The organism is Actinomycetospora sp. TBRC 11914 (genome assembly GCF_012933465.1).
In the GTDB taxonomy this organism is placed as follows: Bacteria; Actinomycetota; Actinomycetes; order Mycobacteriales; family Pseudonocardiaceae; genus Actinomycetospora.
Map to the genome: position 1 here is coordinate 1 of NZ_JABBND010000005.1, position 14,121 is coordinate 14,121.

The 14,121-nt window shown below is 69.4% G+C and carries 10 protein-coding genes; 4 read left to right on the forward strand and 6 right to left on the reverse strand.

Annotation, left to right across the window (positions count from 1 at the left end):
- The first annotated feature begins 342 nt into the window (after positions 1-342).
- From HH311_RS10860 to HH311_RS10875, 4 genes are all read left to right on the forward strand, one after another.
- Complete coding sequence (locus tag HH311_RS10860) at positions 343-1,287, forward strand: glycosyltransferase (protein WP_169183681.1); 945 nt, start codon at positions 343-345, stop codon at positions 1,285-1,287.
- Positions 1,288-1,306: 19 nt separating this feature from the next.
- The gene (locus HH311_RS10865; RefSeq protein ID WP_169183682.1) at positions 1,307-2,923 is read left to right on the forward strand and encodes an FAD-dependent oxidoreductase; all 1,617 of its coding nucleotides are present in this window, start codon (positions 1,307-1,309) and stop codon (positions 2,921-2,923) included.
- 193 nt (positions 2,924-3,116) lie between these two features.
- Complete coding sequence (locus tag HH311_RS10870; protein WP_169183683.1) at positions 3,117-4,157, forward strand: right-handed parallel beta-helix repeat-containing protein; 1,041 nt, start codon at positions 3,117-3,119, stop codon at positions 4,155-4,157.
- Positions 4,158-4,273: 116 nt separating this feature from the next.
- On the forward strand, positions 4,274-5,662 hold the full coding sequence (locus tag HH311_RS10875; protein WP_248292447.1) for a polysaccharide deacetylase family protein: 1,389 nt from the start codon (positions 4,274-4,276) through the stop codon (positions 5,660-5,662).
- A gap of 7 nt (positions 5,663-5,669) precedes the next feature.
- Here the strand turns inward: HH311_RS10875 and HH311_RS10880 are convergent, their stop codons facing one another.
- The 6 genes from HH311_RS10880 to HH311_RS10905 all read right to left on the reverse strand — a co-directional run bounded on the left by HH311_RS10880 (position 5,670) and on the right by HH311_RS10905 (position 14,109).
- Positions 5,670-6,656, reverse strand: a complete 987-nt coding sequence (locus HH311_RS10880) for a glycosyltransferase (RefSeq protein ID WP_169183685.1) — start codon at positions 6,654-6,656, stop codon at positions 5,670-5,672.
- A gap of 233 nt (positions 6,657-6,889) precedes the next feature.
- A complete protein-coding gene (locus tag HH311_RS10885; protein WP_211190119.1) occupies positions 6,890-8,263 on the reverse strand; it encodes a nucleotide sugar dehydrogenase in 1,374 nt (457 codons plus the stop codon).
- A gap of 3 nt (positions 8,264-8,266) precedes the next feature.
- A complete protein-coding gene (locus HH311_RS10890; protein ID WP_169183686.1) occupies positions 8,267-9,226 on the reverse strand; it encodes a hypothetical protein in 960 nt (319 codons plus the stop codon).
- A gap of 41 nt (positions 9,227-9,267) precedes the next feature.
- Entirely contained in the window at positions 9,268-10,731 is a 1,464-nt protein-coding gene (locus tag HH311_RS10895) for an O-antigen ligase (protein WP_169183687.1), read from the reverse strand.
- Positions 10,728-12,320: a lipopolysaccharide biosynthesis protein gene (locus HH311_RS10900; RefSeq protein WP_312030076.1), complete on the reverse strand. Its 1,593-nt coding sequence runs from the start codon at positions 12,318-12,320 to the stop codon at positions 10,728-10,730. Before HH311_RS10900 ends, HH311_RS10895 begins: the two co-directional genes overlap by 4 nt.
- Positions 12,301-14,109, reverse strand: coding sequence for a tyrosine-protein kinase domain-containing protein (locus tag HH311_RS10905; protein ID WP_169183689.1), 1,809 nt, complete (start codon positions 14,107-14,109; stop codon positions 12,301-12,303). Before HH311_RS10905 ends, HH311_RS10900 begins: the two co-directional genes overlap by 20 nt.
- Positions 14,110-14,121 lie beyond the last annotated feature (12 nt).

The window sequence follows — 14,121 nt, forward strand, 5'->3', positions numbered from 1 at the left end:
CCAAATCCGGCTGTAGTACTAGAAGCTGGACCAGACCGCTTCCGGCGGCGACGAGCGACTGCACCGACGTCGGTACGGCACGGAGGTCGAGGGTCGACCGCGACGTGGCCGACGTCCCTGCTGCGGTGGCTCGGCAGGCAGATCGATCACGACCTCGTCTCCGGAGGCCCGCCACCGTGGGCGTTCGAGGGTCCTCGCTCCACGGGAGCGCGGCCGGGGCAACCGGCAAGCCCTCAATTCTGACGATTCGCGTGCGCTGCACCACCTGCGACCGTGACGCGATCCACCACATGATGGGCTGCCTGGAGGTCTTTGGTGACAAGCCCTGTCCTGTCGCTTGTCATGCCCACTCGGAACCGTCCTGAGCTGCTCGAACGGGCGTTGCGCTCGCTCGTCACCGCGATGGCTCCGGTGGCCGAACACGTCGAGGTCACGGTCTCCGACGGCTCGGACAACGACGCAAGCGGACGCGTGGTGGAGCGTCTGCTCACGGACTGGCCGGGCGGGCACACCTACGCCTGGAATCGTCCGGCTCTGACGCTGATCGAGAACATGAACCTGGCAGGTGGGCTGGCCAGCGGCGAGTGGGTTCAGCAGCTCGACGACGACGATCTCATGCTGCCGACGTCCGGACAGCTCATGATCGACACGCTACGCCGCGTACCTTCCCGCGAGCAGGTCGTGGTCTTCGGGGCTCACATCGTGGACATCGACGGCGTCAAACGGCGCGAGCAGACCTTCAAACGCGAGGAGTACCTGCCGCCCGAAGCGGCGCTGCGGCGGCTCCTCCGCAACTCGTCCTTCGTGCGAGAACCGATGGTCGTCGTACGCAAGACCGCACTCGTCGAGGCGGGCATGTTCGAGCCCGAGGTGGGCGATGCGGCCGACACGGACATGTGGGTCAGGCTGTTGTCCCGCTACGGCGCGCGGTGCATGCCAGCTGCCACCTGCGCTTACACGATCCACGAGGCCGCGGCAACCATGGGCATGTGGAACCCGCGCACGATCGACGTGCTCGACGGCATCTTCGACCGGGCCGTCGCCACCGGCGTCGTCCCCGAGCGCGAGGTGCGTCGCTGGGAGGCCGACTTCATGCATCAGTTCATCCTGGCCGGTGCCTACCGCCGACTGCGCAAGGGGCGGCTCGCCGACGCCAGAGACGTGCTTCGGCTGTTCCGGCTCCCGAGGGTCAGAGCGCTCGGTCCGTCGCCCAAGTGGCTGCCGGTCCGCCTCGCGTTCACGACAGCGGCCGCCATCCCCTCCGGACAACCTAGCGTCGCTCGGTGACGAGGAAGGAGCACTACAGGTGCTGTCGGACGTGCGAGAGCTCGACAACGACCAGCAGGTCGAGGTGGACGTCTGCATCGTCGGGGCCGGTCCGGCAGGGATCACCATCGCCCGCGAGCTGATCGGCGACGACGCCGAGGTCTGGCTGCTGGAGAGTGGCGGCAGGCACGCGGAACGCCGCGCGCAGCGGTTGAACCGCGGCCAGAGCGAAGGCCATCCCATCCATCGGCTGCACCAGTCGCGGGTGCGGGCGTTCGGCGGGACGAGCAGGCACTGGTTCCGGCCCGGCGACGACAGCTGGGCCGCACGGCCGCTCGACCCAGTCGACTTCGAGGTTCGGCCGGGGATCCGCTACTCCGGCTGGCCGTTCGACCGCGCCCACCTGGAGCCGTACTACGCCCAGGCCCAGGAGCTGTGCCGGCTCGGCCCGTTCGACTACGACGTCCGTCGCTGGGCCGATCAGGACGGGACGCCGCCCCTGCCACTCCTCCAGGGCACGGTAGAGAGCACGGTGTTCCAGCACGGCGTCGACGATTTCGACGGGTATTACGAGGAGCTCGTCCGCGCTCCGAACGTGACGCTGCTGCTCCACGCCTCGGTGGTCGACCTGGCCACCGACGGTGATCCCGGTCGGGTGGACCGGGTCGAGCTGCGGCGTGAGGACGGCTCACGATGCTTCGTGCGGGCCCGGCTGGTCGTGCTGGCAGCAGGCGGGATCGAGAACCCGCGCCTGCTGCTGCAGAGCCGCCGGGTCCACCGCGACGGGCTCGGCAACGATCACGACGTGGTCGGGCGCTTCTTCGCCGAACGCATGTCGGCCCGCACCGGGTACATCCTCCCGACGTCGCCGGAGCTGTTGGGGCGTGCCGGCCTCTACGCCGTCCATGAGCCGGCGCCGGGGGTACGGGTGCAAGGGGCGTTGCGGGTCACGGACGCCGTGCAGCGGAAACGGCAGCTCCTCAACTGCGCGTTCTTCCCGCTGCCCCGCAACCGCTCCATGATGAACGAGGCAGTCCGATCGCTGGCGACCCTGGCTAAGGCCCGGCGCCGCAGCCCGCTGCCGACGGGGATCGGCGGCCACCTCCACAACATCGTCGCCGGTGTCGGGGACCTCGGCGCCTTCGCCCGGGAGCGCCTGCGTACGCCCGATGCTGCCCGCGGAGTCCTCGCCCTGCGCGCGCAGGGCGAGCAGGCACCCGACCCGGGCTCCCGGGTGACCCTGGGCACCCGGCGCGACCGGTTCGGCCTGCCCGTCGCTCGCGTCGACTGGCGTCCAGCCGACTCGGATCGTGCCTCGATCCGAGCGTCGCAGGGAGCCATCGACGAGGCGCTACGGGGAGCGGGGCTCGGCCAGGTCGAGCTCATGCTGGGTGACGAGCATCCACCGACCCTGCTCGAGGGCAACTTCCACCATCTCGGGGCGACACGGATGCACACCGACCCTGCCCAGGGGGTGGTCGACGCCGACTGCCGGGTGCACAGCATCCGAAACCTCTATGTCGCGGGCAGTTCGGTGTTCCCGACCTACGGATGCTCCAATCCGACGCTCACGGTCGTGGCGTTGGCTCTGCGGTTGGCCGACCACCTGAAGAAGCGGCTGGCCGAGATCCGCGTTCACCCCGATGCATCTCGATGACCCCGCCACCCCAGATCGGTCGGTGACCGGAGGCGGCGGCGGGCGCTGGGCGCGGCGAGCCTGGTGGGCACTCGGCCTGGTCGTCATCGTCACGATCACGGCCTGCTCGATCAACAGGTCCCCACATCCCCTCCAGGCACCCCCTGGCGTGGCGGCACCTCCGTCCGCGTCGTCGTGCCTCACCGGAGGCGGTGTGGCCATCGGCGTCGGGGACGACGCCCAGAGCGTCGTGAACGCGCACGGGGCCGGTACCAGCTACATCGTCAAGGCGGGGGTACATCTGCGGAACTTCAGCGTCCGGCCGCAGTCCGGTGACCGGTACTGCGGGGAGCCGGGCGCGGTGCTGGACGGCGGGCGGAGCCTCGCGTCCGCGTTCTCGGGCGGGGCGACCGACGTGACCCTGGACTCGATCACGGTACGAGACTACGAGAGTAGTACGCAGGGCGCTGCCATCCAGCCGGATTCCCGTGCCAGCGGCTGGCTCGTCCGGAACGTGTCCGCTCTGCACAACTCCTGGGCGGGTCTCCTGGTCGCCGACGGCATGAGAATCCTCGGTGGCCACTACAACGACAACGACCAGCTGGGGATCGGCGGCAACGAAGCCAGCGGGATCGTCCTGGACGGGCTCGACAGCGACCCGGCGACCCTGGACGGGCCGGAGCTGGCGCGCAACCACGCGCTCCGGGCCTCGTGCGAGTTCGAGGGCGGGGGCATCAAGTGGGACGTCGGGCAGGTCACCATCCGCAACGCCTACGTCCACGACAACGACTGCAAAGGGATCTGGGCCGACATCAACGCCCACGACGTGCTCATCGAGAACAACCTGGTCGAGGGCAACCGGGCGGAGGGGATCCTCTACGAGATCAGCCGGGACGCGACCATCCGCAACAACCATATCTACCGCAACGGATTCGGCTCCCCAGGGTGGTACTGGGGCGGCGGCATCACGGTGGCCTCCAGCTCCGGGGTGGAGGTCTACGGCAACCGCCTCTCGGGCAACTACAACGGGATCACCGGGGTCCAACAGGACCGGCCGGACTCGACCCCGCCGGCCCACCTGCTCACCGGCTTCCACGTCCACGACAACATCGTCTGCGCCACGGGCGACGGAGGGCACCCCACGGGTGCGGCGTCCGACAACGGCGCCCGCATCACCGACGAGGACGTTCGTTTCACCGGGAACACGATCCGGGCGGCCGCCTGCGAGGAAGGTGGTCAGCCGCGGCCGGGTTGACGGCCGGTCCAGCGGCAACGTCACGCCGCGGGGGACGACGTGCGCATCCTCGCTGACGGCGTCATGTTCCGGGTCCACGGGAGGTACGGCTCGACCGAGGAGGAAGCGCGGTGACGATGAACGCGGCACCGAGCGGCCGCCCCACGTCACCGCTCGGGCGGCGGGGCTCGACCTACGTGCTGCTCGGGCTGGCGATCGCGGTGCTGTCGGCGTCCGCGCTCATGTTCCCCACCGCCGACACCGCATCGCCGAACCGTCCGTTGACCGTCAGCCTCACCTTCGACGACGGTCGCGCGAACCAGATGGTCGCCCAGCAACTGCTCAAGAAACATGCGATGACGGGCACCTTCTACATCAACTCATCGTCGATCGAGGTTCCGGGGGGACACATGACCCGTGGCGACCTCGACGTACTCGAGGCGAGCGGAAATGAAGTCGGCGGGCACTCCGCCAACCATCTGAGTTTGAGCTCGCTGTCGACAGATGAGGCCGAGCGGCAGGTGTGCACCGACCGCAACACCCTGCTTTCCTGGGGACATGCTGCAACCTCGTTCGCCTATCCATTCTCGGACCTGAACGCCACGGTGCAGTCGATCGCAGCACGCTGTGGATACGACACCGCTCGCACGGTCGGGGGTCTCAGGTCACCACGTGGTTGCACCGACTGTCCCGCCACCGAGCCGACCCCGCCCGCGGACATCTACGCGACCAGAACCGCTGCTGATGTCGACGAGACATGGACCCTCGAGGAACTGGAGAACACGGTCACCAAGGCCGAGGCGACGAACGGCGGTTGGCTGACGTTCGTCTTCCACGACGTCTGTGACGGGTGTGAGCAGCGGTCGATCCGTGCGAGCGTCCTGGACCAGTTCCTCACGTGGTTGCAGGCGCGCTCCGCACTCCACACCACCGTCAAAACCGTTCGGGAGGCGGTGGGAGGGAGCATGAAGCCGCCCGCGGCTCCCCCACCACCCCCGCCGCCGGGCGGACCCGGTGTCAACACCGTACGCAACCCATCGCTCGAAACCGTGTCTCCGGTGGACGCCGACCTGCCCCGATGCTTCGAATCAGCTGGCTACGGAGACAACAGCGTGACCTTCTCCCGGGTCAATGACGCGCATTCCGGCAAGTTCGGCGAACGACTGACGATGAACAGCTGGACGGAAGGCGATGCCAAGCTCCTGCCGCTCATGGACCTCGGGGAGTGCTCGAACCAGGTGACGAGCGGACGGCGCTACGAGGTGAGCGCCTGGTACAAGTCCGACGTGGAGGTCTCCCTCAGGTTGTTCACGCGCAACGCGGTCGGCCAGTGGACCTTCTGGACGTACAGTCCCCCCTTCTCGCCCGCTTCCGGATGGACGAGGGCGAGCTGGATCTCCCCCGCGACGCCGGCCGACGCCCTCGCGGTGAGTTTCGGACTGGCCATCGACAGGGTGGGCACGCTGACCACCGACGACTACGGTTTCGCAGAGGTGCCCCGGTTGACGAGCCCTGCCGTCCGGTGACCGCGGGTCAAGCCTTCGTCTTCAGGGCCATGAGTTCCTCCCACTCGGCGCTCCCCGTGGGTGATCGCCGCTGCTCACGCACCACCGCCACCGCGCGCAGAATGCGTGCGGCGACCGCATCGGGCGCCAGCGCGTCGCTGCTGCGCCGAGCGCCGTCGCGCAGCGCCATCCTGGTGTGCGGCTCGGCGAAGCGCGCCAGCGCCGTCGCCAGCTCGCACGGGTCGCGCGGGTCCACGATCAGCCCGTTGACGCCGTCCTGCACCACTGTGCCGGCCGCGCCCGTCATGGGTGACAGCACCACCGGGACACCCAGCGTGAGCGCCTCGACCACCACGCGGCCGACCAGGTCCTGAAGGGTCGGGAACACCAGGGCGTCGCAGGACTGCAGGGCGCCTTTGAGCGTGCCGGGGTCGACCGTGCCGAGGAAGATCACGGAGTCCGCCACCCCGAGCCGGCGAGCGAGCGCGACCAGGTTCTCCCGCTCCGGGCCGTCGCCGATGACCCAGAGTGTGCAGGGCCTGGTCTGGCGCTGGTGGATGGCGATCGCCTCGATCAGCAGGTCGACACCCTTGGGCGCGATCAACCTGCCGGCGCAGACGAAGAGCGGTGCACCTTCCGGTGTCGCAATCATGACCGCTGGAGCCCGGGCCGGCAGATCGGCCGGCAGGCCCGCGAGCCACGGGCCGAGGACGACTCGCGAGCGCGGTACCTTCAGGGTGTCTATCAGGTAATCCCGTGCCGGCGCGCTGTTGGCGATGAAGAGGTCGACGAAGCGCGCGGCCAGCCGCCGTAGAGCGACTTTGACGCGGGCCGTGCCGGTCCGCCCGAGGTGCCGGTAATCGCCCTCCACCAGCGAGATCAGCCCGCGCCGCCGGACGAGCTTGGTGAGGCCGGCGTAGAGGCCCACGAGGCCGAGCTCGTAGACGATGGCGATGTCCTCGGTCGCCCTGGCGAACCTCACCAGCATCCGTGGGCTGACGAGCTTGAGGCTCATGGGATGCGTCCTGCCCGAGCCCCGACCCCACTCGACGAACCGACCCATGGGTCGCTCGCCCTCGAACTCCTCCGCCCAGCGAAGCTCCCGGACCTCGGCTCCGGCGCGCCGGCAAGCCTCCACCAGGTACGGGTGCGGAGCGCTGTTGTCCCTCGTCACCCAGAGGATTCCGCCGTGCCGTTCCCTCGTTGTCCCCGTCTTCCACTCCATGCTGGCCTTCATCGGCACGGGGCTCACCTCGCCCAGATCGCTTCGAGCACCTGCGCTGCGGGGGCGTCGTCCAGGCAACGGCCGATCGGCACGTAGTCGATGTCCGGATGATCGGCCACGGCGGGATCCAGGCATCGCCAGCAGTCGACGACCGTGACCGACTCCTTGCCACCGAGGAACTCCTCTGCCTTGAGCTCGCGGAAGTGCGCATCCGGTGTGGTCACGACGACGAGCGCGGCGTCGGCGAGCGCAGCATCGATCGACTCGGCGACGAGTGCCTTGTCACGAAAGGCGCTGCGCGCACCGTCCGCCGCGAGCGGGTCGTAGCCGATCACGCGCATGCCCGCCTCCGCCATGGCGAGCGCGAGGGCAACGCCCTGGGACTCCTCGACGATGTGGGAGAGAGGCTTGTATGACAGGCCCAGCACCGCTGCGGTCTGCCCGGCCCGGAGCAGCGAGGCGATCTTGGTCGTGACGCGGGCGGCGATCGAGGTGTTGTAGCCGTGGTTGGCGAGCAGGAGGTCGCCGTCAGCGCCGACCTGTTCGCAGAGGAAACCGAGCGCGACGTTGTCCCGAGGAAAACACGGACCTGCGAAGCCGAGACCGCCGGTCAGGTATCGACGTCCGATGCGGGTGTCCGACCCGAGGGCGTCACTGACGACGTCGACGTCGCCCCCGGGAATCCGCTCGCAGAGATCCGCGAGGGTATTCGCGAAGGAGATCTTCATGGTGACGTAGCTGTTGAGCGCGAGCTTCGCGATCTCCGCGTTCTCGATGCTCATGCGGCGGACGACCGGGTCCTTCAGGCAGACCGCGCGATTCACTTCCTCGAGCACGTCGCCGGAGCGCCGGTCGAATTCACCCACGAGGTAGAAGTCGGGGTTGAGGAAATCATGGATGACGCTCCCGAGTGCGATGAACTCGGGGCTGTAGCACAGGCCGAAGTCCCTGCCGCACTCCTTGCCCGAGGCGGCCTCCAGAACGGGGAGCAGGCCGTGCCGGGTCGCGCCGGGAATGACGGTGCTTGTGAGGACGACGACGTGATAGCCGTCCTTCTTCGCGAGAGCCTTTCCCAATTGCTCGAAGGCGTACTTCGCGTACTGCAGCTCGAACGCTCCGCGGCTGTCGCTCGGGGTGGGCACGATGACGAAGCTGATGTCACTGGCGAGGACCGCTTCCTCGTGGCTGGTGGTGGCCCGGATCCGGTCGCTGTGCGCCGAGATCATCTCCTCCAGGCCGGTCTCCTGCACCGGCGCACGTCCCTTGTTGACCGCACGGATGCAGCTCTCCCTGATGTCCACGCCGATGACGGAGAAGCCTCGGGAAGCCATGCCCGCGAGCATGCTCGCTCCCAATTTGCCCAGTCCGATCACGGAGAGATTCTGGATCATGGTCATCCCTCACACCGCGTAGTTCTCGCTCCGGACGATCAACTCCGGCTGCTCCGCGAGCAGCTCCGCATAGCGCTTCTTCCAGTTCCGGTCCCACTGCTGGCGAGCCGCCCACACGAGGGGCCTACGGATGGAGGCGGGTAGCTCATGGAGCTCCGCCTGCAGCGCGGCTTCGTTCACGAGGTGCCAGCGGGTCTTCCGGAAGGTCCGGGAGAGGCCGGAATGATCGAGTCGCCAGTCCGCGTCCTCGAGGGTCAGCAGGATCGACTCCACGAGGAGGCGGTTGCGGAAAGACTCGATACCCCCCTGGTTGCGTGACTCACCCTTCGTCGCGACCCCGACGATGTGGCGGTAATCGTGGTTCTGGTGGATCGCCGTCACGCGCGCGCTGGCATCGATGAGGGCACCGCCGAGACGGCGCGCGCGATAGACGAGCCAGTTGTCCCAGTACCAGCGGCCCAGGGCGAACGGGGGGATCTCGTCGAACATCCCCCGGGGATAGACGAAGTAGTCGATCGCGCTGAAGTCATGCATCGTACCGTTCTCCTGCGCGTCCTCGCGCAGGGCGTCGGCCCAGTCGGCACGGCTGAAGTCGACCGGTTCCTCGATGGCGTAGTCGGTGCGTCGGCCGCTCATCACGAACTTCGGGAGATCGACGTCCGCCACGGCGCGGAGCAGGTCGGGGAAGAGAATGATGTCGGCATTCACGTAACACATGCGGTCATGCCGCGCGGTCTCTTCCGCCTGTCGGAAGTAGCCACTCATCTGCGGTGTACCGTACTCGTTCACGTCCACGTCCGGGACGTGTCGGATGCCGAGCTCCGCGGCGACGTCCGCGGCGCCCTGCTCGTCACCGAACATGAGGATCTCGATGTCCGGATGCAGCCGAGTCCAGCTCTGGATTGCATTGCGCTGGATCATCCCGATGTGACCGGTGAAGGGCTTAGGCAGCGTGAAGAGCGTGATCATTGTCCCTGCTCGCGGTGGCTTCGGATGCTGATTTCACTGGGTCAGGCCGGTCCGGGCCGGCCGCGCGCCATCCGACTCGAGGTCGGCGGTGGAGGCGCCGCGACGTCGGCGTCGCGCGACGGATGCGCGGGCGGTGGGCGGCAGGTCGTGCGCGCTCCAGGCGGCGCGCTGCGTGCGGCGGGCTGGGCGGGTCCGCCGGGCCTCGACCGGCTGGGCCCCGCCGGTCCGAGCCGGCCTGCCGCGCCCCTACGCGCGCCGGCCAGGGCGACGGCGACGGCCATGCCCGTCACGATCCCCTGTTCGAGACCGGGGACCCACGTGATGTACCAGACCAGCTGCATGGCGAGCAGCGGGGCCAGCACTCCGGGTTCGAGCAGCCGCGTGGCCCCGACCGGGATTCTCCAGACCCGGCGCAGCAATCCGACGGTGAGCGCGAGCAGGGCGATCAACCCTCCCAGACCCGCCCTGATCATCGTTTCGATGTAGAAGTTGTGCGGATGGGCGTTGGTGCTCGACCCGTCGATCGTGCGGGCGAACCCGCCGCCGAACGGCGTGCCGATGAGCCAGCTCACAGGGCTCGCCGACCAGCTGGCGATGACGTCCGACCAGCCTTCGACCCGCCAGGTCACCGACCCGGTGCTCGTGACGGCCCCGGCGGGGACCTGATCGCGGGCCTGTACGTCACCGGCGAACGTCAGGACGGTGACGATGGATGCGGCGACGACGAGCGCGACCGAACGCGCCCCGAGTCGCCGCCCGCGCAACAGGAGCACCGATATGCCGATGACGACCGCCAGCCAGACGGTCCTGCGGTCGAGTGCGATCAACACGACCAGCAGTACCGCTCCCAGGATGGGGACCCATCGCGCCTGCTGCCCGCGCCGCAGCCAGAAGGGGACGGTGAGGAGCAGCGGTCCGGCCAGGAAGAACGCGTACGGTCCGTCGAGGACGCGGACCGCGGTGTCGACACCGTAGCGTTCGGCCGGGACCCCGAGGTCCACGCCGGCGAAGACGCGCATCCAGCGAGCGCAGGCCAGCAGGATCATCAGGACCGCCGCCATCAGCCAGATCCGGCCGATCCGGTCGTAGAGATCCGCAGCGGGGCGGAACGTCGCCATGTACAGGGCGGCCCCGACGAAGAAGAGGTACTGACGGGAGTCACTGACGCTCGTCTGGATCCCGTGTTGGGCCATGCCGAGTACCAGCGACACCAGCAGCAGGACGCTCAGCAGCAACAGCCAGTACTGATATCGGCCGAAGCGGCGAAGTCTCAGGCACCTGGCCGCCGCGGCCGCGAGCACGATGACCGCCGCCACGTCGGTGCACCCGACCCGCATCCCACCCACGCTCACGGACGGCACGGCGAAGATGAACACCGCCTGGATGATCGCCGAGAGGAAGACGAGCGCTGCCCCGACCTCTGCTCGTCTGATCGTCACATCGAGCAGCGCGATACCGAGCCCGGCGGCGACCGCCACGGCGAATCCGAGCAACAGGACGTTCACCGCGGCTCCTCGGTCTCGAGCCGGTCGAGCGGGCCCAGGACCAGCGACGCCACGCGCCGTCGCCGACGATGGGAAGGGCCGAGGAGTCCGGCCGACGCCAACCGGTACTGGATCTGGGCACGGACGGCCGGCACCGGACACAAGCGGATGCACAGCGCCAGCGCGAGGGCTCCGGCCGTCATCTCGGCCGCCAGCACGGCGAGGGGCGGGGATCCGCCGAGCGCCCAGCGGATGGCGGTGATGGCCAGCGCCACACCGACCACGGCGAAGAACGCGGGGACGTGAGCCTGCCAGATTCGCGCCGCCGGCAGCTCGAGGACCCGCCGGGCCAGGACGAGGTAGCCGAGATACCGCAGCAGCTCGGCCACCGCCACCGCAGCGGCGATCACCCACACGCCTCGCGCGCTGAACGGCAGGGCGAGCAGGATGAGCGCGGCGAGCACGAGGAGGTACCCGACCTGCACGACGACCGAACGGTTGAGCTCTGCCCGCGCCTCGGCCAGGGACTGCGACAGCTGGGAGGCGAGGTGGCAGCCCCCGGCGAGCGCGAACCACGGGACCAGCCCGACGGCCAGCCCCCACTGCGGCCCGAGGACGGCAGCGACCAGCTCCGGCGCCGCGACCGCCATCCCTGCGCAGAGCGGGAACACCAGCAGGGCGCCGAGCGACATCATGCCGAGGTAGCCGCGGCGCAGCCGGACCGGATCCTCCTGGACCCTGCTCAACGCCGCGAACGACACGTTGGTCAACGCCGTGGACAGGTAGTTACCCAGCGGTTGGAAGACCAGGTAGTAGGCCCGGCTGTACTGGCCGAGTACGGCCGAGCTGGCGATGCGGGCGACGGTGAAGGTGTCGAGGTTCCCCCCGACGTAGTCCAGCACGTGGGCCACCTGCAGCCGGGTCCCGTAGCCGCACACCGTCCGGTAGGGCCGCCAGCGCAGCACGGGCCGCAGCGGGTGGCGCAGGATGGCGTACTGCCACAGCGCCTGGATCAGCGTCGAGGTGACGGTGGCCGCCACGAGGCTCCAGACCCCCGCCCCGAGCAGGGCCAGCCCCACACCGACCACGAGATAGCCGACCACGTAGGCACCGACCGAGATCGCCGACAGGGCACGGAAGCGCATCTCGCGGCGGAGCAGGCCCAGGCCGGTCATGGACCAGCCGTTGAACAGGAACGACACGCCCACGCCGCGCAGTACCGGGACCACCTCCGGCGTGTGGAACAGTGCGCCGACCGCCGGGGCCAGGAGCCATACCGCTCCCAGACAGACCACGCCGAGCCCGATCCCCGCGGTGGACGCGGCACGGACGTCGTCCTCGCTCAGCTCGGGCTTCTGCACCAGGGCGGAGGCCAGCCCCATGCGGGCGAAGAACTGTCCGAACAGCACGACGAGGTTCGCCATCGCCATGAGCCCGAACTCGGTCGGGTCGAGCAGACGTGAGACCGTCGCCGTGTAGGCGAGGTTGGCGACCACGAGCGCCACGGTGGACAGCGCGGACCAGCTCAGGCCGGACGCGGCCTGAGCGGTCAGGTTTGCGCGGCCCGCACCATCGGGGGTGCTCGCCGGCTCAGCTCCTGGCGCTTCCACTCGTCCGCCTCACCGAAGCGTCCTCGTCGGGCACCGTCGGACTGCGCCGGTTGCGGATGGCTTCCCACGCGCGCCGGACGAGTCCGTCCCGACGAGCGGCACTTCCTTCGGCATACGCGCGCTGCGGAAACCTGCGGTTGAGCAGGTATCCGATCAGCGGGGTGTCGGTGAAGGCGAGCCGTTCGCGTGCCCGCCGCAGATCGGCCAGCGAGGTGCCGTGGTTGACCACCAGGAGAACGGCATCGGCGTGATCGACGATCGTCACTCCTTCCGACACACCGAGCAGCGCCGGGGTGTCGATCAGGACGAGGTCGGCCGGCTGACCCGAGAGGCTGATCAGGTTTCCGAAGGCAGTCGAGCGGAAGAAGACGGCCGGGTGATGCCCGTTCGGCTTGCTCGGCCCGATCTGCAGCACCGTTCCGTGGGTTGACGGCTCGGTCGGCCCCTGCGTCGTCGGCGACCACGGGACGCCCGCGACGACGGGCCGTTCCTCGCCGTCGCGACCGTCATGGGTCACGCCGATCACGTCGAAGTGCCCGCCGTCGCGACACAGCTGCGAGAGCCGTCGCGTGCGCTCGTCGGCGTCGACCAGGAGGACCTTGCGGTCTTCCCGCCTGGCCGCGAGCGCGAGGTTGAGGACGGCTGTGGTCTTCCCGTCACCCGGCATCGGGCTGACCACCGCGACGACCTTGCCGTCCACCTTGGAGAGAGCATGCTCCAGCGCGGCGAGCACGACGTGGTACGGCTCCCCGGCGACCGGATCCCACTCGTCCGGCGACCGAGGCGGATCCGCCCGCCGCAGCTTGTCGTCGAGCCTCGGCGTATCACCGAGCAGCGGAACACCGAGGATCGCCCCGGCGTCGTCGTCCGCCTCCACGCGGCGATTCCGGCCGGCGGCCCACCAGGCCCAGCCGCCGGCGGCGATGAACCCGAGGAGCGCGCCCAACAGGGCCAGCAGAAGCGGCGCGGGCTGCGAGGACGGAGCAGGCGGAACCGCCGGCTGGAACGATTCGACCCCCGACCCGTACAACGCGGCCTGGGAGGCGACCTCGCTCTGGTGGGCCTGGATCGAGCCGATCAGATCGGCCACGTGCAGCGCCTTCCGCTGGAGGGCGGACTGATCCCCACCGCTCGACTGTGCGAGCTGCGCTTGGAGGGCGTCGAACTCGGCCTCCCGCTGGCCGATGACGTCCTGCAGCCGCTGGATCACGTTCTTCGAGTCCGCGGCGACGCGCTCGGCGGACACCTGCTGGAAGGCGGTGCCGACTGCGTTGGCCAGGTTCACTGCCTGCGCGGGGTCGTCGGCGGTGGCCCGGACGGTGAGGGAGGTGAGGTCCGACGAGGGCGCCACCGCGACCGTGCCCCCGATGGCGTCGGGTGTCCCACCAGCCTTGAGGAGGTCGGCCGCCCGCTGACGGACCACGGCGGAGCCGGCGAGTTCGGCCTGGGTGGCCATGAACACGGCGTGGTCGCCCGCCTGGGACTGGGAGGTGCTACCCAGGGTGAGGACCGCGGGACTCCCGGGATCGCGCAGGAAGAGACTGGCCTGCGCCTCGTATCGGGCCGGGAGCGCCAGCCACAGGGCAAGTCCCGCGAGGGCGGCCACCACCGTCACGACCCCGATGACGAGCCGGTACCGCCACAGCGAACCGAAGAGCCCCGGTCCGCCGACCCAGGTGCCGTCCCTGTCCAGCGGCGATAGCGGCTCGGAGACCGCGAGTTCCCGGCTACCGTTCATCGAAGCCCCTTCTCCCGGTCGGTCGGACATCGCCGTCATGGGGTCGCGCATCGTTCTCACCCG